The organism is uncultured Campylobacter sp. (genome assembly GCF_938045625.1).
Taxonomy (GTDB): domain Bacteria; phylum Campylobacterota; class Campylobacteria; order Campylobacterales; family Campylobacteraceae; genus Campylobacter_A.
This window is the reverse complement of the sequence record NZ_CALIAV010000099.1, coordinates 1-21,015: the sequence shown is the minus strand read 5'-3', so window position 1 is coordinate 21,015 and position 21,015 is coordinate 1. Positions and strand designations below refer to the sequence as shown.

Annotated in this window: 28 protein-coding genes and 1 CRISPR repeat array; of the genes, 6 read left to right on the top strand and 22 right to left on the bottom strand. The window is 44.8% G+C overall.

Features of this window, described 5'->3' with window-relative positions; all coding sequences use genetic code 11:
- Positions 1–287: 287 nt before the first annotated feature.
- The 17 genes from rpsH to Q0386_RS08795 all read right to left on the bottom strand — a co-directional run bounded on the left by rpsH (position 288) and on the right by Q0386_RS08795 (position 7,744).
- The gene (gene rpsH, locus Q0386_RS08875) at positions 288–683 is read right to left on the bottom strand and encodes a 30S ribosomal protein S8 (RefSeq protein ID WP_299029932.1); all 396 of its coding nucleotides are present in this window, start codon (positions 681–683) and stop codon (positions 288–290) included.
- Between the two features lie 9 nt (positions 684–692).
- Complete coding sequence (locus tag Q0386_RS08870) at positions 693–878, bottom strand: type Z 30S ribosomal protein S14 (protein WP_002943090.1); 186 nt, start codon at positions 876–878, stop codon at positions 693–695.
- A gap of 1 nt (position 879) precedes the next feature.
- Positions 880–1,425, bottom strand: coding sequence for a 50S ribosomal protein L5 (gene rplE, locus Q0386_RS08865; RefSeq protein ID WP_002947103.1), 546 nt, complete (start codon positions 1,423–1,425; stop codon positions 880–882).
- Between the two features lie 2 nt (positions 1,426–1,427).
- Entirely contained in the window at positions 1,428–1,664 is a 237-nt protein-coding gene (gene rplX / locus Q0386_RS08860) for a 50S ribosomal protein L24 (RefSeq protein WP_002943173.1), read from the bottom strand.
- Complete coding sequence (gene rplN, locus Q0386_RS08855; RefSeq protein WP_002947105.1) at positions 1,664–2,032, bottom strand: 50S ribosomal protein L14; 369 nt, start codon at positions 2,030–2,032, stop codon at positions 1,664–1,666. The genes rplX and rplN overlap by 1 nt, the downstream gene beginning before the upstream one ends.
- On the bottom strand, positions 2,032–2,283 hold the full coding sequence (gene rpsQ / locus Q0386_RS08850) for a 30S ribosomal protein S17 (RefSeq protein ID WP_009494830.1): 252 nt from the start codon (positions 2,281–2,283) through the stop codon (positions 2,032–2,034). The genes rplN and rpsQ overlap by 1 nt, the downstream gene beginning before the upstream one ends.
- A 10-nt stretch (positions 2,284–2,293) precedes the next feature.
- Complete coding sequence (rpmC, locus tag Q0386_RS08845) at positions 2,294–2,479, bottom strand: 50S ribosomal protein L29 (RefSeq protein ID WP_002953667.1); 186 nt, start codon at positions 2,477–2,479, stop codon at positions 2,294–2,296.
- Positions 2,466–2,891, bottom strand: coding sequence for a 50S ribosomal protein L16 (rplP, locus tag Q0386_RS08840; protein ID WP_122867138.1), 426 nt, complete (start codon positions 2,889–2,891; stop codon positions 2,466–2,468). Before rplP ends, rpmC begins: the two co-directional genes overlap by 14 nt.
- A gap of 2 nt (positions 2,892–2,893) precedes the next feature.
- Positions 2,894–3,595 carry a 30S ribosomal protein S3 gene (rpsC, locus tag Q0386_RS08835; protein ID WP_009494829.1) on the bottom strand — a complete coding sequence of 234 codons (702 nt, stop codon included), beginning with the start codon at positions 3,593–3,595 and terminating at the stop codon, positions 2,894–2,896.
- A 1-nt stretch (position 3,596) separates the two neighbouring features.
- On the bottom strand, positions 3,597–3,929 hold the full coding sequence (rplV, locus tag Q0386_RS08830; RefSeq protein ID WP_002947114.1) for a 50S ribosomal protein L22: 333 nt from the start codon (positions 3,927–3,929) through the stop codon (positions 3,597–3,599).
- A gap of 9 nt (positions 3,930–3,938) precedes the next feature.
- Positions 3,939–4,220, bottom strand: a complete 282-nt coding sequence (gene rpsS / locus Q0386_RS08825; protein WP_002947116.1) for a 30S ribosomal protein S19 — start codon at positions 4,218–4,220, stop codon at positions 3,939–3,941.
- Positions 4,221–4,222: 2 nt separating this feature from the next.
- Positions 4,223–5,053, bottom strand: coding sequence for a 50S ribosomal protein L2 (rplB, locus tag Q0386_RS08820; protein ID WP_002947117.1), 831 nt, complete (start codon positions 5,051–5,053; stop codon positions 4,223–4,225).
- Between the two features lies 1 nt (position 5,054).
- Complete coding sequence (locus Q0386_RS08815; RefSeq protein WP_002953664.1) at positions 5,055–5,336, bottom strand: 50S ribosomal protein L23; 282 nt, start codon at positions 5,334–5,336, stop codon at positions 5,055–5,057.
- Between the two features lies 1 nt (position 5,337).
- Positions 5,338–5,952, bottom strand: coding sequence for a 50S ribosomal protein L4 (gene rplD, locus Q0386_RS08810; protein WP_122867136.1), 615 nt, complete (start codon positions 5,950–5,952; stop codon positions 5,338–5,340).
- Positions 5,949–6,527, bottom strand: coding sequence for a 50S ribosomal protein L3 (gene rplC / locus Q0386_RS08805; protein ID WP_002943472.1), 579 nt, complete (start codon positions 6,525–6,527; stop codon positions 5,949–5,951). Before rplC ends, rplD begins: the two co-directional genes overlap by 4 nt.
- A 14-nt stretch (positions 6,528–6,541) precedes the next feature.
- The gene (gene rpsJ / locus Q0386_RS08800) at positions 6,542–6,853 is read right to left on the bottom strand and encodes a 30S ribosomal protein S10 (RefSeq protein ID WP_002947121.1); all 312 of its coding nucleotides are present in this window, start codon (positions 6,851–6,853) and stop codon (positions 6,542–6,544) included.
- A gap of 396 nt (positions 6,854–7,249) precedes the next feature.
- Positions 7,250–7,744 (bottom strand): tetratricopeptide repeat protein, encoded by a 495-nt coding sequence (locus Q0386_RS08795; RefSeq protein WP_299029922.1) that lies wholly within the window; start codon positions 7,742–7,744, stop codon positions 7,250–7,252.
- A 152-nt stretch (positions 7,745–7,896) separates the two neighbouring features.
- Here Q0386_RS08795 and Q0386_RS08790 point away from each other — a divergent pair, with 152 nt between their 5' ends.
- From Q0386_RS08790 to Q0386_RS08780, 3 genes are all read left to right on the top strand, one after another.
- Positions 7,897–8,991, top strand: coding sequence for an ATP-binding protein (locus tag Q0386_RS08790; RefSeq protein WP_299029919.1), 1,095 nt, complete (start codon positions 7,897–7,899; stop codon positions 8,989–8,991).
- 9 nt (positions 8,992–9,000) lie between these two features.
- Complete coding sequence (locus tag Q0386_RS08785) at positions 9,001–9,882, top strand: hypothetical protein (protein WP_299029916.1); 882 nt, start codon at positions 9,001–9,003, stop codon at positions 9,880–9,882.
- A 105-nt stretch (positions 9,883–9,987) separates the two neighbouring features.
- A complete protein-coding gene (locus tag Q0386_RS08780; RefSeq protein WP_299029913.1) occupies positions 9,988–10,557 on the top strand; it encodes a ribonuclease HII in 570 nt (189 codons plus the stop codon).
- A 330-nt stretch (positions 10,558–10,887) separates the two neighbouring features.
- Here the strand turns inward: Q0386_RS08780 and Q0386_RS08775 are convergent, their stop codons facing one another.
- The 5 genes from Q0386_RS08775 to Q0386_RS08755 all read right to left on the bottom strand — a co-directional run bounded on the left by Q0386_RS08775 (position 10,888) and on the right by Q0386_RS08755 (position 14,733).
- Positions 10,888–11,067, bottom strand: a complete 180-nt coding sequence (locus Q0386_RS08775) for a hypothetical protein (RefSeq protein WP_299029910.1) — start codon at positions 11,065–11,067, stop codon at positions 10,888–10,890.
- A 346-nt stretch (positions 11,068–11,413) separates the two neighbouring features.
- Positions 11,414–12,628, bottom strand: a complete 1,215-nt coding sequence (gene aroC / locus Q0386_RS08770; protein WP_299029907.1) for a chorismate synthase — start codon at positions 12,626–12,628, stop codon at positions 11,414–11,416.
- Positions 12,625–13,293 carry a ribonuclease III gene (gene rnc, locus Q0386_RS08765; RefSeq protein ID WP_299029904.1) on the bottom strand — a complete coding sequence of 223 codons (669 nt, stop codon included), beginning with the start codon at positions 13,291–13,293 and terminating at the stop codon, positions 12,625–12,627. The genes aroC and rnc overlap by 4 nt, the downstream gene beginning before the upstream one ends.
- Positions 13,293–13,730 (bottom strand): ribonuclease HI, encoded by a 438-nt coding sequence (gene rnhA / locus Q0386_RS08760; RefSeq protein WP_299029901.1) that lies wholly within the window; start codon positions 13,728–13,730, stop codon positions 13,293–13,295. The genes rnc and rnhA overlap by 1 nt, the downstream gene beginning before the upstream one ends.
- A complete protein-coding gene (locus tag Q0386_RS08755; RefSeq protein ID WP_299029897.1) occupies positions 13,708–14,733 on the bottom strand; it encodes a hypothetical protein in 1,026 nt (341 codons plus the stop codon). The genes rnhA and Q0386_RS08755 overlap by 23 nt, the downstream gene beginning before the upstream one ends.
- Before the next feature lie 63 nt (positions 14,734–14,796).
- Here Q0386_RS08755 and dnaG point away from each other — a divergent pair, with 63 nt between their 5' ends.
- From dnaG to Q0386_RS08740, 3 genes are all read left to right on the top strand, one after another.
- Complete coding sequence (gene dnaG, locus Q0386_RS08750; protein ID WP_299029894.1) at positions 14,797–16,470, top strand: DNA primase; 1,674 nt, start codon at positions 14,797–14,799, stop codon at positions 16,468–16,470.
- Positions 16,467–17,453 (top strand): argininosuccinate synthase domain-containing protein, encoded by a 987-nt coding sequence (locus Q0386_RS08745; protein WP_299029891.1) that lies wholly within the window; start codon positions 16,467–16,469, stop codon positions 17,451–17,453. Before dnaG ends, Q0386_RS08745 begins: the two co-directional genes overlap by 4 nt.
- 554 nt (positions 17,454–18,007) lie before the next feature.
- Positions 18,008–18,580 (top strand): restriction endonuclease, encoded by a 573-nt coding sequence (locus Q0386_RS08740; RefSeq protein ID WP_299029888.1) that lies wholly within the window; start codon positions 18,008–18,010, stop codon positions 18,578–18,580.
- A gap of 99 nt (positions 18,581–18,679) precedes the next feature.
- Positions 18,680–21,015: direct repeats of the CRISPR family, unit length 26 nt; unit sequence GTTTCAAACTCCAACGGAGTAAATTT.

The following is a 21,015-nucleotide window of genomic DNA, read 5'->3' as shown; positions in this document are numbered from 1 at the left end:
CGTCAAATTTGACATCGTCGTTTTTTAAATTTAGCTTTGGCAAAATTTGGATAAATTTGCAAGCCGAGCTAAATTTGGGAACTCTCTTAAATTTGAGCTTCCAATTTTAAATTTTATAAATTTGACGGCGGAAGTTTTTCGTAAATTTTAATAAACTACGAAAAGATGCCTAGTCAAATTTCATTTCAAAGATTCAAAAACGATGCCCTGCTGTAAATCCAGCAAGCTCACCGCTTCAAGCTTCTTTTTAAGGTAATCTAAAACGCTACCCGTAGCGTTTTAGACAATTACCACACAGAGCAGAGGATTTCGCCGCCTACGCCAGCTTTGTGAGCGTCTTCGTTACTTAAAACGCCCTTGCTGGTGCTAACGATGATCGTTCCGTAGCCGTTTTTAAATTTCTTGATCTCGTCTTTTCCCTTATAAACGCGGCGACCCGGGCTTGATACGCGCTTAAGCTCGTTAATCACGCTTCTACCGTGCTCGTCGTATTTTAGAACTACGTTTATAAATTTCTTTTTATCTTCTTCTACGACGTTGTAGCTCTCGATATAGCCTTTAGCCGCAAGGATAGATAAAGTAGCCTCGACGACGTTTGAATGAAGAAGCTTCGTAGTCTCGAGTCTTCTCATTGCGGCGTTTCTAATGCGAGTTAGTCCGTCTGAAATTAAGTCGTTTAACATTTCTCTTCCTTACCAGCTTGCTTTTTTTAGACCCGGGATTAGTCCCTCGTTAGCCATTTTTCTTAGGCATACGCGGCAAATTCCAAAATCTTTATAAACCGAATGCGGACGTCCGCAAATTTGGCATCTCGTATAGCCGCGAACCGTAAATTTAGGCTTTCTGGCAGCCTTTGCTATCATTGATTTTTTCGCCATATTACTTTCCTTTCGCAAACGGCAAACCAAATAGCTCAAGCAATTTGAATGCCTCTTTGTCGCTGTTTGTCGTCGTGACTATAACTATATTCATACCGTGAGTGCGTAAAATCTTATCATACTCAACCTCTGGGAACATTAGCTGCTCGTTAAGGCCGAAGTTATAGTTTCCGCGTCCATCAAAACCGTCTTTCGGAAGACCTCTAAAGTCCTTAACTCTCGGTAGCGCGATAGAGATTAGTTTGTCTAAAAACGCAAACATATTCTCTTTTCTAAGCGTTACTTTTACGCCGACAGGGAAACCCTCGCGCACTTTAAAGCCGGCAACCGATTTTTTAGCATCGGTAACTACGGCTTTTTGTCCGGCGATTAGCGAAATAGTATCAGCAATGTTTTGAAGTTGCTTTTGATCTTTAGCAGATTCGCCAGCGCCTACGCTTATCACAATCTTTTCGATCGCAGGGATTAGCATAGGATTTTTGATGTCGAATTCTTTAGCCAAAGCAGGCTTTACGACCTCGTTATATTTAGCTTTTAATCTATTCATTTTCAGCCCTCAACTTTTGCAACGTTTGAGATATCAATAGGCATCTCTTTATTGATAAAGCCGCCGTTTGGGGTCTTTTCGCTAGGTTTTATAGCTTTTTTAGCTACCTTGCAGCCCTCGACGATGACTTGTCCTTTTTTGGCTAGGACGGATAAAATTTTACCTGTTTTACCTTTGTCGTCGCCTGCGATGATCTTAACGGTATCGCCTTTTTTTACTTTAAATTTAACGTTAGCCATTATAACACCTCCGGAGCAAGCGAAACGATTTTCATAAAGTTAGCGTATCTAACCTCACGGCCGACCGGTCCAAAGATACGAGTACCGATAGGCTCGCGTTTGTTATCTAGGATGACGGCTGCGTTTTCGTCAAAGCGGATTAGAGAGCCGTTATCTCTTTGAACCTCTTTTTTAGTTCTAACGACGACCGCTTTTACCACTTGACCCTTTTTAATCTTACCGTTTGGAAGCGCCTTTTTGACTGAGCAGATGATAACGTCGCCAAGCGTCGCGTATCTTCTCTTGCTGCCGCCCAAAACTTTAATACACATTAGCTCTTTCGCGCCGCTGTTGTCGGCGACCGTAAGCCTCGTAAAAGATTGTATCATTACTCAACCCCCGTCGCTAAAATAGTCTTTAAGCGGAAAGATTTTCTCGCGCTTAGCGGTCTGCATTCGATAGCCACGACCGTATCGCCCGCTTTTGTCTCGTTCTTTTCGTCGTGAATCATATATTTTTTAAAGCGTTTTACGAATTTGTGGTATCTTGGGTGCATAACGCGTCTCTCAACCAAAATCGTAGCCGTCTTATCGCCGGCCTTTTGTAAAACGACACCTTGAATTTCTCTTTTTAATGCCATTTCTCACCCCTTACTTTGAAGCGCTAATTGCAGTGTTGATTTGCGCTATTTCCTTGCGGACGGCGCTAATCTCGTTAGGGTTGCTTAGCTGCATAGTTTTTAGCTTTTGTCTTAAAGTAAATAAAAGCACCTTTTTCTCTTTCAATAACGCGTTAAGTTCTGCAACGCTTTTGTCTTTAATATCAGTATATTTCATTTTCACTCTCTCGCGTTACGATTTTAGTCTTAAACGGAAGTTTGTGGATAGCTAGAGTTAGAGCTTCACGCGCTAATTCCTCATCTACACCAGCCATTTCGACTATTATACGACCTGGTTTTATATTCATAACCCACTCTTCGACTCCGGCTTTACCTTTACCCATACGAGTTTGTAGAGGCTTTTTGGTTAACGGCTTATCTGGGAAAACTCTGATCCAAGTTTTAGCCTGGCGTTTTACGTGGCGGGTTAGAGCCACACGAGCCGCTTCGATCTGGCGCGAATTTACACGGCCTGCTTCTATGGCTTTTATTCCGATCTCGCCCATAGCAAGATCGGCGCCGCGAGTAGCTTTACCGCGGTTTCTGCCTTTCATCTGTTTGCGAAATTTAGTTCGTTTTGGCATCAACATGATTATTTACCTCTTCTTGCTCTGCGCGGTTTTTTATCGGCTTTTTCTTCTTCGTTCTTTTCAGGTTGAACGCCTTTTTGAAGAACCTCGCCTTTAAATATCCACACTTTTATACCTATGTTTCCATAAGTCGTATGCGCTTCGGCAACGCCGTAATCGATCTTAGCTCTTAGGGTGTGAAGCGGAACGCGACCCTCTAAGTACCACTCGGTTCTAGCGATCTCAGCGCCGCCAAGACGTCCTGCAACTGAAATTTTGATACCTTTAGCGCCTGATTTTTGAGCGCCTTGGATAACTTTTTTCATCGCGCGTCTAAATGCAACGCGTTTTTCAAGCTGCATTGCTACGTTTTCCGCAGCTAGCTGAGCCGAAGCTTGAGCTTTTCTTTCTTCTTTGATATTTACGTTTACCTCTTTATTGATCAGCTTTTGGATATCCTCTTTAAGCTTCTCTACGTCAGAGCCCTTTTTGCCGATGATAATACCAGGGCGAGCTGCTACGACGGTTACGCGAATTTTCTTAGCGGTTCTCTCGATCAAAATTTGAGAAACGCCCGCGTAGTAAAGTTTCTTTTTCAAGAAAGCGCGAATTTTGTAGTCTTCGCCGATATTTTCAGCCAAAGTTCCTTTAGCAGGAAACCATCTTGACTCCCAGTTGCGGTTTATTCCTAGTCTTAGACCTATCGGATTTACTTTCTGACCCATATTACGCTTCCTTCTTTTCAGGTTTAGATACTTCTACTAAGATATGAGAAGTCGGTTTGCGGATTCTGCTTGCGCTTCCTCTCGCTCGCGGTCTAAATCTTTTTAATACTGGGCCCGCATCCACGCGGCAGCTTGTCACGATAACCTCTTCAGGCTCGAATCCGCCGTTAGCTACAGCCGAGCTGATAGCCGTAGCGATAAATTTGGCGCCGCGGTTTGGCATAAAGCTAAGGCTAGCTAGTGCAAATTCGGCGTTCATGCCTTGTACTTCTCTTGCGATTAGTCTGGCTTTAGTCGGAGATAATCTTACGAATTTAATAATTGATTTGCTCATCTTATCCCCTTACTTACCGATTTTCTTTTGCACTGAGCCTTTGTGACCCTTAAATGTGCGCGTAGGAGCAAATTCGCCTAGTTTATATCCGATGTGGTTTTCCGTAACGTATACTGGAATGAAACTCTTGCCGTTATGAACGTTAAACGTTAGGCCTATCATTTCAGGCACTATCGTGCTGCGTCTAGACCATGTTTTTATCGGCTTGTTGTCGTTAGCTTTTTTAGCGGCAACGACTTTTTTCATTACATGCTCATCGACAAAAGGTCCTTTTTTGAGTGATCTTGCCATCTCTATTTACCTTTCCTTCTTGAAATTATAAGCTTATCGCTAGCCTTTTTGCGGCGAGTCTTAGCACCTTTAGTCGGTTTACCCCATGGAGTAACAGGATGACGGCCAGAGTTTTTCTTGCCCTCACCACCGCCGTGTGGGTGATCTACTGGGTTCATCGCAGAACCGCGAGTTTGAGGACGGATACCTCTGTGGCGATTACGTCCGGCTTTACCGATAGTTACGTTCGCCCAGTCTTCGTTACCTACTACGCCGATACTAGCCATGCACTCTGCGAGTACTTGTCTCATCTCGCCGCTTGGCAAGCGAAGCATTACATATTTTTCCTCTTTACCCATTAGCTGAGCGTAACCGCCGGCTGAACGAGCCATCTGAGCGCCCTTGCCAGGTTTTAGCTCCACGTTGTGCACGATAGTACCAACCGGGATGTTTCTTAGTTTCATCGCGTTGCCAGGTTTTATGTCTAGACCTGCTTCGGCTGCTGCTACGATATCGCCAACGTTTAGTCCGTTTGGTCTGATGATGTAGCGTTTTTCGCCGTCTTTATAAGCGATAAGCGCGATGCGGCAGTTTCTGTTCGGATCGTACTCGATAGCTTCAACTTTACCTTCGATACCGAATTTGCGGCGTTTAAAGTCGATGATTCTATAAAGCTTCTTCGCTCCGCCTTCTTTATGTCTAGAAGTTATTCTACCATTGCTATTTCTACCGCCGCTTACAGGGATCTTTACAAGCAGGCTTCTCACGCTAGGTTTAGCAGTGATATCCTCGCTCGATAGGCCCGTCATAAATCTGCGGCTAGGTGTATAAGGTTTATAGGTTTTTATCGCCATCTTACGCCTCCGTGTTTTCTAGGCTTGAGCCTTCAGGCAACTGAACGTAAAATTTCTTTATCTCGTTGCGTTGTCCTTCTCTTCCTTTGAAACGCTTAACTTTTCCGTCGATTCTAAGCGAATTTACGCGAAGCGGCGTTACCCCAAAATATTCTTTCAAAATTTCTTTCAGCCTATTTTTAGTCATCTTAGGCGAAGTTTGTATAACGACCACGCCTTGCTCTTGAAGACCGAGAGTTTTTTCCGTATATAAAATCGTTTTGATATCAGTTATATCTGCCATTTCAGCCCTCTTTTATTATAGTTTCAAGTGCGGCCTTCTCGATAACGACGGCACCGTAAGTCGCCACTAAGTAAGCGTTTATCTCGCTCGCATCGATTAGATAGCAGTTTGATAGATTTCTAAACGCCAATAGTGTGTTGTCGTCAAGCAGATCTTTTACGACCAAAGCGTCTCTCAAATTTAACGCGCTGATTATTTTAGCCGCGTCTTTAGTCTTGCCGCTTGCAATCTCTATACTATCTACCGCGAAAATTTTACCCGCGTTAGCTTTTTCGTTTAGCGCGAACTCAAGCGCCAATCTTTTTTGCTTTTTATTGACCTTTTGAAAATAGTTTCGCTCGTTGCTCGGACCAAACGCCACTGCGCCGCCTACCCAGACGTTAGTTCTGGTTGAACCCGCTCTAGCGCCGCCGCGACCTTTTTGTCTCCACGGTTTTTTACCGCCGCCGCTTACAAAAGCCCTGGTTTTGGTGTGAGCCGAATTTGAACGCATACCGGACAAATAAGACTTAACGTAAAGATATAGGTTGTGCGGGTTGATCTCAGCGTAATTAGCCGGTAGGTCAAGCTCGCTAGCTTTTTCAAATTTTTCGTTTAATACGCAAACTTTACTCATTTTACTATCCTTATTCTGCCCATTGCGCCGTTATAGCCAGCGACGCTACCTTTTAAAACCAAAATTCCGTTTTCGGCGTCAAAGCTTACGATCTCGTTTTTAACGGTAACTTTTTCGTTTCCGGTGTGTCCGGCCATCTTCATACCAGGCTGAACGCGTCCCGGCCACTCGCGGTTACCGATAGAGCCGTGTCTTTTGTGGAAGCGAGAACCGTGACTTTTCGGACCGCCGCCAAAGCCGTGTCTTTTCACGACGCCTTGATAGCCTTTACCTTTTGAGCTGAAGCTAACTTTTAAAATTTTAGCCGAGCTAAGCGGACTAAAATCAAGATCGCCCGCCTCTTTATTGGCGACTTGCAGGGTTGCGAATTTATTAAATTCCGCCGTTAGGCTATATTTTTTTTGCTGACCCTCTATGGCTTTATTTTTTGCTTTACCTTTAGCATAAGCTACTATCGCGCTACCGCATTCGCTCACTTCGCAAACTTTAGCGTTTACGACCTTTAGAAGCGTAACAGGGATGCTCGGGTTGTTTACCGTTCTGCTCATGCCTATTTTTTCTACGATATATTCCATCTTTCACCTCGCCTTTATTTACCCATCGCGCGGACTTCGACGTTAACCTCAGGGGCTAAGTCAAGCTTTGTTAGCGAGTCGACGGTATCGGGCGTAGCCGCTACGATATCTAGCATTCTAGCGTGAATTCTCATTTCAAACTGCTCGCGTGAGTCTTTGTTGATGTGTGGTGATTTTAAGACCGTGTAGCGTTTGATCTTCGTAGGCATCGGCACCGGACCTCTGACGTCGGCGCCCGTTCGTTTGACAGCTTCTACTATGGCTGCAACTGTGCGGTCGAGAACTCTATGGTCATAAGCTTTAAGCTTAAGCCTGATTCTTTCCATGTTTCTTTCCTTTGAATAGAACTTGTCGCAAACATACGACACTTCTTACTTGTGTAAGAGACTCGGATTTTATCCAAATGGCTTTTTAAAGTCAATATTTTGAACAAATTTCGTGAAATTTAATAAAATTATTTCCTTTTTATAAGGAAGATTTTGTAAATTTGGCTGAAAATTTGAGGCGAAATATTTAAATTTGGTTTGGGATAAATTTGGACAGTTTAAAGTCATGTCCAAATTTTAAAAATCACCTTGAGCCTTGTTTTAAAAGCTCGTACATTGCGCAGGTTAGTTGCCAAAGTTTAACGCCTCCTTCAAAAGATTGAACAACATTGTCGGTAGCCCCGGCAGCGCATGCTCTTTGATAATATTTCATTGCGTCGTTTTTCTCATTTATTTTTAAATATACATCGCCCAAAAAGCTGCAAGCAGTAAAATCCGGCGTGATGTCGCAACTTTTTTAACACGCCCAAATCCCTCCAAAAACGCTTGCTTCTCATTTATGCCTGAAACATGCTTATTGATATACAAAAATCCAAGATTTCTACAACCGAGCGCGTCGTTTCCGATGTCGCAAGACTTAGTATATAACTCAAATGCTTTTTTGTAGTCTTGCTTTACGCCCTTTTCGTTGTCATACATAGAGCCCAGATTATTACACGGTCTGTAGTTTCCATTATCGCAGCCCTTTTTATAAAATTTCATCGCCTTGCCGTAGTCTTGCTTTACCCCGTACACCTCAAAGGCAAAATCATAAACTCCGCCCGCCACGCCGCACGCCATCTCGTCTCCGGTATTACACTTGTTTTCATAGTCCTTTAGTATATTTGCCATCGGATTATCTATCGCCAAAGCGCTTATTAACATTAGACCAAAAACTGTAATTTTTTTCATAATATCCGCCTTTCAAATAAAAATTTAACGCATTCTACCCCCCCCCCCTTAAAAATCGTTAAATTTGCCCTTGTTTTTTGGCGTCAAATTTTAATTAGCTTCCTCTTTACAAGGAAATTTCGCTATAATTTTCCAAATTTTAAAGGCTAAAAATGCAAACCCTAAGCGCGCTTTATCAAAACCCGCCCAAAAATATCAAATTTATAAATAGAAAATTTGAAATCGTCGCACCCAAAACGCTGATAAAAGGCGGTATAGGAAGCGGCAAAACCTCGCTGATCGCTGGCTTTTTGTCGGCATTTGAGAGCAAAGAGTTTTTGTACGTAAATTTAGGTGACCTTCGTATAGACGCGGATGATATTTTGTCAAATTTGCCCGAGTTTTTACGCCAAAATCCGCAGATAAAAATTCTAGCGATAGATGATTTCGAGCAGAGATTTCAGGAAAAATTTGAGCCGATTTTGCAGCTAAATTTATCAAATTTTGTCGTCGCTTCACGATTTAGGGACGTAAATTTAAGCGGATTTAGCGAGCTAAATTTGGATTTTTTAGACTACGAGGAATTTATCGCTTTTTTTTCGAAAAAGATCGATCCAGAAACGCTTTTTAGCCACTTTTTGCTTCATGGCAGAAGCCCTGCGTCGGCCTTTTATGACGCCGAAAACGTCGCGGCAAATCTACAAACTGCGCTAAAATCGTCGCTATCAGCCACGCAGCTGGCCGTACTAAAAGAGTGTGCGAAAGCTCAGGCGCAAAACGTGAGCGTTTTTGAGATTTTTAGCACGCTAAAATCCGCCCGCAAAATCTCAAAAGATAGCGTCTACGGCGCGCTTAGCGAGCTTGAAAATATGAGCGCGGTTAGCCTGGTAGAGAAATTTAACGAGCCAAATGCCGCAAAGAGGCTTTATTTTAACGACTTTGCGTCTAAAAGCGCACTAAGTCTAAAAAAGGACTTCGCTAAAAATTTTAACAACACGGTTTTTTGCGAGCTGGCCAAATTTAACGAGCAGATTTTTTATACAAAAGAGCTTGATTTTTTCCTGCCAAAAAGGAAACTTGCTATCATTTGTTCGCCTTTTAGCGATGCGGATTTGGTCTTTTTAAAATTTAAAAAACTGCACGCAAATTTAAAAAATTTAGGTATAAATAGGCTACAAGCAATCAGCGTGGCAAACTCGGGCGAGACGAGTATAGAGGGTATAAAGTGCGAGGTCGCGCCGTTTTCGCGCTGGGCACTGGGTATATAAGGAGCGGTTATGAGAGCGGTTGCGGCGATATTTTTAGCCTGCGTTTTGGCGCTAGGCTATGAGATCAGACACGAAAACGAGGGCAAAATTTATAAATTTGCAGGCGAAGCGGACGGGAGTAAATTTGAGCTCTACATCAGCGAGCTTGAGGCCGAGTTTGAAAATTTTAGCGACAAGGGCGTCGTTTCACCGCCCAAATTTCAAGGTCACGCATTTTTTGAGGGCGCTAGATACGACTTCAGTAAAGGCAGCATCGAAAGATCGGGCGCCGATATAACGGCCGTAAACGCGGTCACCGAGTGGCTAAATCTAAGCGTGAAAGCGGATAACGGCGAACTAACGGGCAAATTAGCGATCAGAGGCAAGGCACGAAAAGTCGTGATAAAGCAGGTCGCGAGCTATGATTTTGCCGCGCTCGGGCTGCAAGAGATAGGGCGAGACGCAGCGCGGTTTGAAGCCGTAGCGAGTGACTTTTACTCGCCTAAATTTGCACAAAATAACAAAAAATCTCTCGCCGCAAAGCTTGAAAATTTTAAATCGGCATGGCTCAAAGACCCCTCAAACAGCGCCGCAAACGCGCTAAATAATCTCGAGTATCAAAACAGCAAAATAAGAAGCGTCTGCGAACTAGGCGCAAGCGGAAAAGTCTGCAAAACCGTCTGGCTAAAAAACCTAAAAAAGATAAATTTAAGCGACGTTTTTAAGGATCTAAACGACGCAAATTTAGCGGCGATATTCGCAAAAGAAAAGATAACGCCGAGCGAAAATTTTACGCTCTCGCCAAGCGGCATTACATTTTTTGACGACATGGCCAGCGGTAAAAAAAGCGAAATATCGCTACCGCTTGAGCCCATCAAAGAGAATTTAAAGCAAAATTTCGGACTGTTTTAGCCAGCTTTTCCGCCAAAAAATTTGAACAAATGGAAGGCAAAATTTGATACGAATCAAACCGAAATTTGACGACCTAAACTCCAAAAAATACGTGAAAGCATGCTGATGAAAAACAAATTTGACGCGCAAATCTGCGGTATCGACGAGGCGGGACGCGGCGCGCTAGCGGGCCCTTTGGCAGTAGCCGCGTGCGTGCTAAAGCGCGAGATAGCGGGGCTAAACGACTCAAAAAAACTGACTGAAAAGAGGCGCGAGGAGCTATTTGGCCAGATCGTCAAAAACTCGGAATTTCTCATCGCGTATTTTTCAAACAAAGAGATCGACGAACTAGGTCTTAGCGAGTGCCTTAGGCGCGCGCTGCGGCTGTTTAAGTCGCATTTTGCGGGCTGCGAGCTGCTCTACGACGGCAATGCAAACTACGGCACCGGCATAAAAACGATGATAAAAGCCGACGGCAAAGTGGCACAGGTAAGCGCGGCCAGCATCCTAGCCAAAGTAAGCCGCGACGCTCTAATGACGGCGTGGGACGGCGTGCATACGGGCTACGGATACGCCGCACACAAAGGATACGGCACGAAAGCGCATCTAGACGCGATAGCAAGGCTTGGCGACTCGCCGCTTCAAAGGCGCAGCTTTCGCGTGAAAAGCTTTGAACGCGGGCTGTTTGATGAGTAAATTTGACTTTGCGTAGCCTTGTTTCGTAAAATAGATTGAACATTTGCGCGACGATAAATTATACGAATTTTACGCATAAACGTCAAAAAACTAAAACTGGAATGTCTTTAAATTTAACTGTTTTATCGGCGACCTTATGAGTGACCGAGTTATGCGATACGGCCTAGTTGCCGAATTGATTTTACAAGAAAACAAGAGTAAATTTGATATTTACGCACGCTTGTCGCAATGCCGTTGACCTCAGGGCTACCACCGCTTGGCGTAGCGGTAAAACTCTAAATTTTGATTAAAACCCCGCAAATTTAAACGCAAAAATGAAGTAAATTTGGCTTATTTCGCGAGAGATGTTTTTAGATATCTATAAAATTCATTGCAAACGCCATCAACCGACTCGTCCGCGTAAATATCGTGCCAAGGCTTGGATTTTCGCGCTTCGTAGTCCGTCTGGCAAGTCTTTTTAAGGATGTACTTTTTCTTGCCGTTAGGGTTAAAGAGTCTAAATTTGTGCACTCCTAGCTCTTCGCCGCGTTCTATTTTCTATGATTTCTTGCATAAATTTTAGATATTTTATAGCGTCAGCGAGTAAATTTTCTAAGTAGCAACGCGAGATGTTTTTTATATCAAATATGTCCGTTACGCCATTTTTCTCGCCGTTTATATCATAAATATAAATTCGCCAAACGTCTTTGCCGCGCGCGAAAATGTCCGATTTTTTATAAATTTCACGGCGTGATTTTACGTATTTTTAGTCGAAATTTGTAGCCGACTTGCCCAAACGTGCGCAAAAATCATCGCAAATTTCACGCACGGAGCGTCCGTTTTGCTACGCTTCGTTTGGGGCACGGTTATCTTGGAGTTAGCCGTAAATTTTCTTTAAATTTGCTAGATTTGCACTCAAATTTAAAAGCAGCATATCGGCTGTTACCAGCCTTGCCATCGCAGTGGCTACGACGCTACCGCGTACTCCGATACACGGATCATGCCGTCCGCGTAGTTCGCAGAGAGTATCCTCTCCGCGCACGTTTTGCGTCGGCTGAGATAAAAATATCGACGGAGTCGGCTTAAAATGCGTCTTTATCACGACCTCTTGTCCGCTCGTCATGCCGCCCAGCGTTCCGCCCGCGTGATTTGAGGCGAAGCCGAATTTTTCGTCCGAATTTGAGCTACGGCAAGCCGCGCCGTCCGCCTCGCTTTTAAATTCGTCAAATTTGCCGCCGTTTAAATTTGACCGCTCGTCCGCACCGTCAAGAGTAGAGTTATCCATGCCCGAATTTACGTGCGCATATTTTGCGCCCATCGAGTCGTTATTTTCGCTGCCGCGCATCTTGCTCACGTTTACGCCCTCGCCGATTTCTACGGCTTTGACGCCGTTTATACCCATCATCGCAGCCGCGATTATTGCGTCAAATTTATAGTATAACCCCTCGCCAAGTCCCGCCGGCGCGCCGCGGATAACCGTGACGACGCTAGCTCCGACGCTGTCGTGATCACGCTTGGCTTTTAGGATTTCCTCTTTCATCGCTTCTTCGTTGCCTAGCGAAAATATCTCCGAGCGCGCCGCGAGATCAAAGTCTAACCGCTCGCCGCAGGAAATTTCGCCCACGCTAGCCACGCCGCTTTGTACGCTGACGCCAAATTCGCCCAGTAAAATTTGAGCTATCGCACCGCCAGCCACGCGCACGGCCGTCTCTCTAGCCGAGCTGCGTCCGCCGCCTCGGTGGTCGCGGATGCCGTATTTGCGGTAGTAGGCGTAGTCTGCATGCCCGGGGCGAAAGAGCTCGCGTAAATTTTCATAATCGCCCGATTTTTGATTTTCGTTTCTGATGATAAAACCGATCGGGGTGCCCGTGCTCACGCCTTCAAACACGCCGCTTAAAATCTCCACGCGGTCGCCTTCGCTCCTTGCCGTGGCAAATTTCGAGCCTCCCGGTTTTCGCTTATCAAGCTCGCTTTGGATAAAATTTAGATCAATACGAACGCCCGCAGGAAAACCGTCTAGTACGCCTCCGATCGCCGATCCGTGACTCTCGCCAAACGTCGTTAGCGTCAGTTTGCGTCCAAAGGTATTCACTTGCCCTCTCCTAAAATCTCAAGCGCGGTTTTAGCGGCTTTTTGCTCGGCTTCTTTTTTACTTTTGCCCGCTGCTCGTGAGATTTCGCGCTCGTTTAGCATCAGCGCGATCTCAAATTCCTTCTTGTGATCGGGGCCTTTTGAGCCCACCAGCACGTATTTTGGTATCTCGGCAAAGCGCGCTTGAGTGAGCTCTTGTAGCGCGGTTTTGTAGTCTTTTACCATGCGGTCGAAATTTATATCGGGGTAGCATCTCTCAAAGGCCTTTAGGCTAGCCGCGCGAACGACGTCAAAGCCGCTTTCTAAGTAGATCGCGCCCATCAGCGCCTCAAATGCGTCTGATAGGATCGATGCTTTTGCCCGTCCGCCGTTGTGCTCCTCGGCCGGCGAGATGTTGATGAGCTGGCCCAAATTTAGATATTTGGCGAGCTCGGCAAAGCTTTTTTCATTTACGAGCGCGGCGCGTAGTTTGCTTAGATCGCCTTCGCTTAGGCGCGAAAATTTGTGAAAAAGATAATCCCCGATCACCAGATCCATCACCGCATCGCCCAGAAACTCGAGCCTCTCGTTGTTTGCGCCGCCTTTTACGCTTTTATGCGTGAGCGCGGTTTTTAGCAGCTTTTCGTCTTTAAATTTATAACCTAATTTCTCTTCCAAATTTCGCATTATTCGCCTTTTAAGCTATTTTTTATCTTTACGGCTTGTTCGCGCGCCATCTCGTCGCAAAGTTCGTTTTGCGGGTGCCCGGCGTGGCCTTTGACCCAGATCGCTTCGACCTCGTGCGGCTCGCTAGCGGCCAGATATTCCTGCCACAGCGGGACGTTTTTTACGTTTTTAAAGTTTTTCTTCACCCAGCCCTCTAGCCACGCATTTACGGCGTTTGCGACGTATGAGCTATCGGTGTAGAGCTTTACGCGGCAGGGCTGATTTAGCGCTTTTAGCCCCTCGATCGCCGCTCGCAGTTCCATTTGATTGTTCGTCGTGTGCGCCTGCCCGCCGCTTGCCGTTTTTTTGTGCTCTCCGTACTCTAGGATGTACGCCCAGCCGCCGGGGCCCGGGTTATCCAGACACGAGCCGTCGCTAAAAAGGCATACTGTTTTCATCGGATTTTTCCGTGATGTGAGGCAAAATTTGCACGCTGCCTAGCTCGCTACACATCGGACAGCGATAAAAATGCATCGGAAAAGCGTTTTTGCAGCTCTTGCAAACGTAGTTAAAGCTAAGCGCGGCTTTGTCGTAGTTTGCCGCTTTTAGCTTCTTTAAAACCTCTAGCTCAAAGCCCAGCGGCGCGCCGTCCTCTTCGCTCATGCCTTTTACGAAAAACAGGCTCTTATACTCGGGATCGGTTAAATTTACGGGCGAGTTTTGATAATAAACCAAGTCCAAAACATCCTCAAGCGGCGGGAAATCGGCAAAATCTTTAAGAGCCGAGCCGCTTAAATTTAACCTCTCCATCGCCATACGCCGCACTAGCGCAAATTCATCTTTTAGCGCTAAAATTTCGCCGATTTTAGCGGCCTCGTCTTTGCTTTTATCCGCTAAAATTTGCAGCGCCTTGATATACGCCGTCTGCGCTCTCACGTCGCTACCAAGCTCCTGCAGCGCGTCCAGAGCCTGCAACGCGCCCTCATAGTCTTTTAGTTTTTCGAAAATTATCGTTAGCGATTTTAGCGCGATTTGATTTCGCGGAGAGATTTTTAGCGCCTCTAAAAACACGCTCTTTGCGCGCTCCAAAAAGCCCGCCTTAAAATAAGTCTGCCCAAGATCGGTGAAAATTTGCTCCTTCGCCGCGCGGTTTTTAGCCCGCTCTAAAGCCACGGCATAGACGTTGATAGCCTTTTCAAAATACCCGCTTTTTGAAAACGTCCCCGCCAAAAAACACATCGTAGCCGTATCTGCGCCCGAGTTTATCAAAAGCTGCTTGTTTTCGTCGCTAAGACCCTGAGATTTGCCAAATTTTTTCAAAAACCCCGCGATCTCCGCCTTTTCGTCTTTACTCTTAAAAACGCCCCACGCATAGCTAAAAACGGCGATCACGAGCACCGCGGCGACTAGCACCACGAGACCGAAAATCGGGTCTCTAAATTCGATAAAAAATATATCCAAAATGCCGCTTTCTAAAGTCAAATTTAACGCCAATTATAGCAAAACGATTGTATAATCTCGCTTATGATCGATCCAAAATCAATAGAAAGACTAAAGGCGCAAACCGATATCGTCGATGTCGTCGGGCACTATCTGCCGCTGAAAAAAAGCGGCGCGAACTTCGTGTGCGTCTGCCCGTTTCACGACGATAAAAACCCGAGCATGAGCGTGAGCCCGTCGCGAGGGATATTTCACTGCTTTTCGTGCAAAGCCGGCGGCGACGCGATCAAATTCGTGATGGACTACGAAAAGCTAAGCTACCCCGAAGCCGTCGAAAAGATCGCAGGACTGCAAAATTTCACGCTAAACTACGTGCGCGGCGGCGAACCGGCGAAAGAAAACAAGCACATCCTAGAAAACGCGAATGCCTTTTACCGCTCGCTGCTTTATAAAACCCCCGCAGCCGTCGAGTATCTCTACTCGCGCGGTATCACAGACGAGCTGATAGATAAATTTGAGCTGGGTTTCGCGCCTGAGAGCGCACAGACGATAAGGCTACTGCAAAACGAGCAAATCGAACCCAAAGAAGCCCTAGAAGTCGGTATCGTAAAGCAAAACGAAAACGGCATTTACGCGAGTTTTATAAACCGCATTACCTTTCCTATCTACACGCACGCCGGACGGCTCGTGGGATTTGGCGGACGCACGATCAGCGGCAATCCCGCTAAATACGTAAATTCGCCCCAGTCCGCAGTTTTTGACAAATCAACGCTTTTTTACGGCTACCACCTGGCAAAGCGCGAAATTTTCACCAAAAATCAGATCATCATCACCGAAGGCTACATGGACGTTATCATGCTGCACAAGGCGGGCTTTGGTAACGTCGTAGCAGTGCTTGGAACTGCGCTTACGACCAAGCACTTGCCGCTTTTAAAGCGCGGCGAGATTAGCGTGATTTTGTGCTTTGACGGCGACGATGCAGGCATAAACGCCGCGACAAAGTCCGCCCTGCTGCTCGCGCAAAACGAAATCGACGGCAGCGTCGTCATTATTGAGGGCGGCGCAGATCCGGCCGATATGGTGGTAGCGGGCAAGATAGAGTATCTGCGGCAAATTTTTGAAAGCGGCACGGAGATCGGCGAATTTTACATCAGGCATCTAGCTAGCGGCTTTGATCTCTCGCGTCCCGTGCAAAAGCAAAAAGCGCTAGAAGCGATCCAGGCCTTTACCGCGAGCCTAAAACCCATCGTCGCAAACTCCTACGTCCCGCTCGTGGCTAAAATTTTAAAGATAGCCGAGGGGTCGTTTTGGCTTTCTCGCGGATCAAATTCGCCGATGCGACAAGGCTACGGCGGGACGGAGCAAAACGCGCAGGGCTACGAAACGCAAAATTTCCGCGCAAACTTGGGACGCAAAGACCCGCTAGAAATCCAAATTTTAAAAACGATGATAGAAAACGAGAGTCTAAAAAAATTTATTTTAGAAAATTTAAAGCCCGATTATTTCGCGCGCCACAGGGCAGTCTACGAGGCGATCGCAGCGGGAGCGAACGCGAACGATCCGTCCGTGCGCGAGATAATATTTGAAAAATACGAGGCGTTTAAAAACGAGGAGGAAATTTTACAAAACCTAAAATTTTTTAAAACAAGATTTTACAAAAATTTATACAAAAAGTATTCGGCGTCGCAAATCTCGCTAGAAAAAAAGCAACCGATACTAAAAAAAATCAACGAAATTTTAAAGGAACTTAAAAAATGAAAGCATTAGTTTTATTTAGCGGCGGGCTTGATAGTATGATCTCTATCAAGCTTCTAACCAGCCAGGGCATCGAAGTTACGGCGATCCATATCGACATCGGCTTTAGCGGCGACGAGAAAAAGGCGGAAATTTTACGCCGACGCGCGAACGAAGCCGGAGCCGAGTTTAAGATCGTAGATATCAGAAACGAATACCTGCGCGAGGTGCTTTTTACGCCAAAGCACGGCTACGGCAAGCACTTTAACCCCTGCATCGACTGCCACGGATATATGTTTAAAACGGCGCTTGCGATGATGAGCGCGGAGGGCGCTAGCTTTATCGCTACGGGCGAGGTGATAGGCCAGCGTCCGATGAGCCAGAGGCGCGACGCGATGGCGCAGGTCAAAAACGCAGCTGGCGACGAGGATGATCTCATCTTGCGCCCGATGTCCGCGCAGTTGATGAAACCCACAAAGCCCGAGCGCGAAGGCTGGGTCGATCGCAGCAAGCTGCTAGGCATTAGCGGACGCGACCGCAAAAGGCAGCTCGCGCTTGCCAAGGAATTCGGCTTTAGCGAATTTGAGACGCCCGGCGGCGGGTGCTTGCTCACGATCGAGAGCTTTTCAAACAAAATCAAAGATTTCATCAAATTCGACCCGGATATGACTAGCGCAGATATGCAGCTGCTGCGTATCGGGCGGCATCTGCGCCTGGCAAACGGCACAAAAATGGTCATCGGCCGCGACGAAAACGACAACGCCAAACTGCTAGCCCTAAATAATCCGAAATTTACGCAGATCAAATTTGACGAGGGCGTCGTGGGCGCGACTAGTCTCGTGGAGGCTAAATTTAACGAGGCCGACCTCGAGTTTGCCGTGCGGCTGGCGCTTGCCTACACTAGAGCCGATAAAGATACGGCGGTGCGAGCCAGGATCGGCGAGCGCGAGATTTGCGTGAAGCCATTTGAGGGCAAGCAGGCTGCGCAAGAGTTTTTCGTTAGTTAAATTTGCCTTAAAAAGCTCACCAGCAAAATAAATTTGACGCTGAATTTAAAATTGCTTTCGCAGTAAATTTTGATGGCTAAAATTTAGCGATATATCCTTTGCCATCTCAAATTTGGATTTGCTCGCTAGCTAAATTTGGCACCAATTTCTGACTACTTTGGGCTTAAATTTGTTTGATTTGCTAAAGCCCAAGCTTCAAATTTAGACTGACGGGCAACTAAATTTCGCCCTTTTGTACGTATAATTAGTCTGTAAATTTTGCTATCTTTTGTAAATTTACCAAAGCACGCCGACTGCACTAGAACTCTGCGCGATTTGGTAAATTTTACCGTAGATACCGTCGTTTTTATGTAGATTAATCCCAAATTTGAAATTCAAGCCATTTGTTTTATGCCGAAAAATGTCGTAAAAAGCTCAAATTTTGATTTATCGCTCAACGCGCCAAAATTAAAATGATACTGGCTTTTATTTTATTTTGAGATATTTTAAGTATAATTCTCATTTTAATATAATAATGAGAGTTTTTTGCGATGGATTATCAAGGACTATTTTTATTGGCACAGTTTGTAAATGAGAGAAAAAAAGCGAGTCGTAAGGAGATAGCGGAGTTTTTATTGCGCAAAACGGGTGCGAGCCAAAACAAAACGGACGCGCTTTTAGGCGTCATAGCAAATAGCCCCAAAATTCAAGGTTTGCCGCAAGAAAAAAGGATCATTTTAAAGACCTCTCGCGGGATTTACGAGATGAGCAAAGCCGGCGAAAAACTCTTAAAAAGCAAAAACGCTTGGCAAAATTTTGAAGCTTGGATTGATGGCGTTTACGGCGAAACCAAGACGCAAAATTTACCCGCCCCCAAAACTAAAAAATACCTAAAAACCATCACCGCTCTCGTCGTCCACGAGATAAAGGACAAAATGATCGGCGAGGCAATCAAAAAGCCGATAGAAGCGATAAAAACGCTCGCTCTAAAGCTCATGAAAAAGCATAAATATTTAGGCAAATTTTATGCTTTTAGACACGTTTTTTTGGCGCTTTTGGCTGCCAAAATCGCATTTGACGTCGTCAAATTCTTTAAAAATCGCAAGCCAGAAAAATTTCTCGTAAACAATCAGTCAGTAGGCTGTTAGCTAAGTTAACAGAAAATCATAAATTATTTATTGCAACTTTATATTTCGTCGCCCGTCTATAATCAATCGCACAGCATACTAAGCCGCAAAAATTGATTGCATCAAAACTCCAACGGAGTAAATTTATACGCAAATCTAGGCGCGACTTCGCAAGCTTTGAGTAGTTTCAAACTCCAACGGAGTAAATTTTAACTATGCGTGAAAAGACCGCAAAGCAGATAGCTGAATTGTTTCAAACTCCAACGGAGTAAATTTTAACGTGTAATGACTCTGGTAGAACGCGTAAGATATGTAGGTTTCAAACTCCAACGGAGTAAATTTTAACATTCATCCTGCCGTAGAACTTTTTGTAACCGCAATGCGTTTCAAACTCCAACGGAGTAAATTTTAACGGCTACGAATACGCTAGAGCAGATGAAAAGCATCGGTTTCAAATTCCAACGGAGTAAATTTTAACTTAGTTTTTTCGTTCGTTGCTAGTTATCCCCCGTGTTTCAAACTCCAACGGAGTAAATTTTAACGCTGGAAGTTGATGGACGTCGTAGGTATGAGGCAAGAGTTTCAAACTCCAACGGAGTAAATTTTAACCAAGGCAATTTTTGCAACCTACCAAACGTATCTTATTGTTTCAAACTCCAACGGAGTAAATTTTAACCAAATATTCTGCCCACGCTCTAAGCTCGTTATCACTGTTTCAAACTCCAACGGAGTAAATTTTAACGGCGGCGTCCTTAGCGCGGCGAGCTGGGGATACGAGTTTCAAACTCCAACGGAGTAAATTTTAACTCTCGCCTTTTCCCGTCCTTTGGACGTATTCGCTAGTTTCAAACTCCAACGGAGTAAATTTTAACTTCTCGCACGTCTATACCTCTTACCGGCATAGCTACGGTTTCAAACTCCAACGGAGTAAATTTTAACTGGGGGTTTAAAGGGGGTTTAATGGTTACCCTGAAAGTTTCAAACTCCAACGGAGTAAATTTTAACCCTTTCAAGAGAACCAAGACCACGAGAAATCTTATTGTTTCAAACTCCAACGGAGTAAATTTTAACAATAATTCTAAAACCACATTTGAATTATTACAAAATGTTTCAAACTCCAACGGAGTAAATTTTAACTTCGCCTCTAGTTCTTCCATAGTCGCTCCTAAATTAGTTTCAAACTCCAACGGAGTAAATTTTAACCTAGCGTTGTCCCCGCTGGCCTTGCCCCCATGTCTTGTTTCAAACTCCAACGGAGTAAATTTTAACTATTCATTTCTCGTCCTTTAATCTAAACCCCAATGCGGTTTCAAACTCCAACGGAGTAAATTTTAACCTTTTTCAGGCAGCTCTTTGACTTCGTCTATTAGATGTTTCAAACTCCAACGGAGTAAATTTTAACAGCCCGAGAGCCTGCCTAGCATCGTGTTTCACGAGGTTTCAAACTCCAACGGAGTAAATTTTAACACGGCGGGTTTGGCTTGCAAGAGTGGGACGGCTGGGGTTTCAAACTCCAACGGAGTAAATTTTAACCCTTATACTTATGTATCTTTTGTTATTTCAAGCCAGTTTCAAACTCCAACGGAGTAAATTTTAACGACCCACCAAACGAGAACCGGATCTTCTTTGGCCTGTTTCAAGCTCCAACGGAGTAAATTTTAACTCTAAGTCGTGAGAGCTCAAGCAACTACGGAAGATTGTTTCAAACTCCAACGGAGTAAATTTTAACCGGGTGTTTCTAGGTGGGTATCATACAAGATTTTAAAAGTTTCAAACTCCAACGGAGTAAATTTTAACTTTTAGCGATATCGCCCTTAATTTCTGCTATCTTTGCGTTTCAAACTCCAACGGAGTAAATTTTAACCTTTATCAAAAACAAAACCGTTTAATTCCCACTTAGGTTTCAAACTCCAACGGAGTAAATTTTAACATGCGCCAAAGGAACACAATCACGATGAGGTTTATCGTTTCAAACTCCAACGGAGTAAATTTTAACTCGCTTCGCAGACCAAATTCCCTAATTTCTCGATATGAGTTTCAAACTCCAACGGAGTAAATTTTAACGTGGAGAGGCGCAGAGTGGGCTACTGCGATGATAGAGTTTCAAACTCCAACGGAGTAAATTTTAACAATACGACAACGACGAAACGATACCGTTTTAGGGGCGTTTCAAACTCCAACGGAGTAAATTTTAACCAATGGGACCAAACAAAGCCATCATATCGGACGAAAGTTTCAAACTCCAACGGAGTAAATTTTAACGACGTTCTCGTCGTCGTTTTTAATATCGCACAAATGAGTTTCAAACTCCAACGGAGTAAATTTTAACTCTACCTAGAATTAGGCTGCACGACATCAGACATTGTTTCAAACTCCAACGGAGTAAATTTTAACAAGCTCATATCACACCGCCTTAAGCTTTTGGAGCAAGTTTCAAACTCCAACGGAGTAAATTT

Bases quoted from the DNA above. Each gene is read 5' to 3' on its own strand.
- rpsH (WP_299029932.1), bottom strand. From the start codon at position 683: ATGTTAAACGACTTAATTTCAGACGGACTAACTCGCATTAGAAACGCC.
- Q0386_RS08870 (WP_002943090.1), bottom strand. From the start codon at position 878: ATGGCGAAAAAATCAATGATAGCAAAGGCTGCCAGAAAGCCTAAATTT.
- rplE (WP_002947103.1), bottom strand. From the start codon at position 1,425: ATGAATAGATTAAAAGCTAAATATAACGAGGTCGTAAAGCCTGCTTTG.
- rplX (WP_002943173.1), bottom strand. From the start codon at position 1,664: ATGGCTAACGTTAAATTTAAAGTAAAAAAAGGCGATACCGTTAAGATC.
- rplN (WP_002947105.1), bottom strand. From the start codon at position 2,032: ATGATACAATCTTTTACGAGGCTTACGGTCGCCGACAACAGCGGCGCG.
- rpsQ (WP_009494830.1), bottom strand. From the start codon at position 2,283: ATGGCATTAAAAAGAGAAATTCAAGGTGTCGTTTTACAAAAGGCCGGC.
- rpmC (WP_002953667.1), bottom strand. From the start codon at position 2,479: ATGAAATATACTGATATTAAAGACAAAAGCGTTGCAGAACTTAACGCG.
- rplP (WP_122867138.1), bottom strand. From the start codon at position 2,891: ATGTTGATGCCAAAACGAACTAAATTTCGCAAACAGATGAAAGGCAGA.
- rpsC (WP_009494829.1), bottom strand. From the start codon at position 3,595: ATGGGTCAGAAAGTAAATCCGATAGGTCTAAGACTAGGAATAAACCGC.
- rplV (WP_002947114.1), bottom strand. From the start codon at position 3,929: ATGAGCAAATCAATTATTAAATTCGTAAGATTATCTCCGACTAAAGCC.
- rpsS (WP_002947116.1), bottom strand. From the start codon at position 4,220: ATGGCAAGATCACTCAAAAAAGGACCTTTTGTCGATGAGCATGTAATG.
- rplB (WP_002947117.1), bottom strand. From the start codon at position 5,053: ATGGCGATAAAAACCTATAAACCTTATACACCTAGCCGCAGATTTATG.
- Q0386_RS08815 (WP_002953664.1), bottom strand. From the start codon at position 5,336: ATGGCAGATATAACTGATATCAAAACGATTTTATATACGGAAAAAACT.
- rplD (WP_122867136.1), bottom strand. From the start codon at position 5,952: ATGAGTAAAGTTTGCGTATTAAACGAAAAATTTGAAAAAGCTAGCGAG.
- rplC (WP_002943472.1), bottom strand. From the start codon at position 6,527: ATGGAATATATCGTAGAAAAAATAGGCATGAGCAGAACGGTAAACAAC.
- rpsJ (WP_002947121.1), bottom strand. From the start codon at position 6,853: ATGGAAAGAATCAGGCTTAAGCTTAAAGCTTATGACCATAGAGTTCTC.
- Q0386_RS08795 (WP_299029922.1), bottom strand. From the start codon at position 7,744: ATGAAAAAAATTACAGTTTTTGGTCTAATGTTAATAAGCGCTTTGGCG.
- Q0386_RS08790 (WP_299029919.1), top strand. From the start codon at position 7,897: ATGCAAACCCTAAGCGCGCTTTATCAAAACCCGCCCAAAAATATCAAA.
- Q0386_RS08785 (WP_299029916.1), top strand. From the start codon at position 9,001: ATGAGAGCGGTTGCGGCGATATTTTTAGCCTGCGTTTTGGCGCTAGGC.
- Q0386_RS08780 (WP_299029913.1), top strand. From the start codon at position 9,988: ATGAAAAACAAATTTGACGCGCAAATCTGCGGTATCGACGAGGCGGGA.
- rnc (WP_299029904.1), bottom strand. From the start codon at position 13,293: ATGCGAAATTTGGAAGAGAAATTAGGTTATAAATTTAAAGACGAAAAG.
- rnhA (WP_299029901.1), bottom strand. From the start codon at position 13,730: ATGAAAACAGTATGCCTTTTTAGCGACGGCTCGTGTCTGGATAACCCG.
- dnaG (WP_299029894.1), top strand. From the start codon at position 14,797: ATGATCGATCCAAAATCAATAGAAAGACTAAAGGCGCAAACCGATATC.
- Q0386_RS08745 (WP_299029891.1), top strand. From the start codon at position 16,467: ATGAAAGCATTAGTTTTATTTAGCGGCGGGCTTGATAGTATGATCTCT.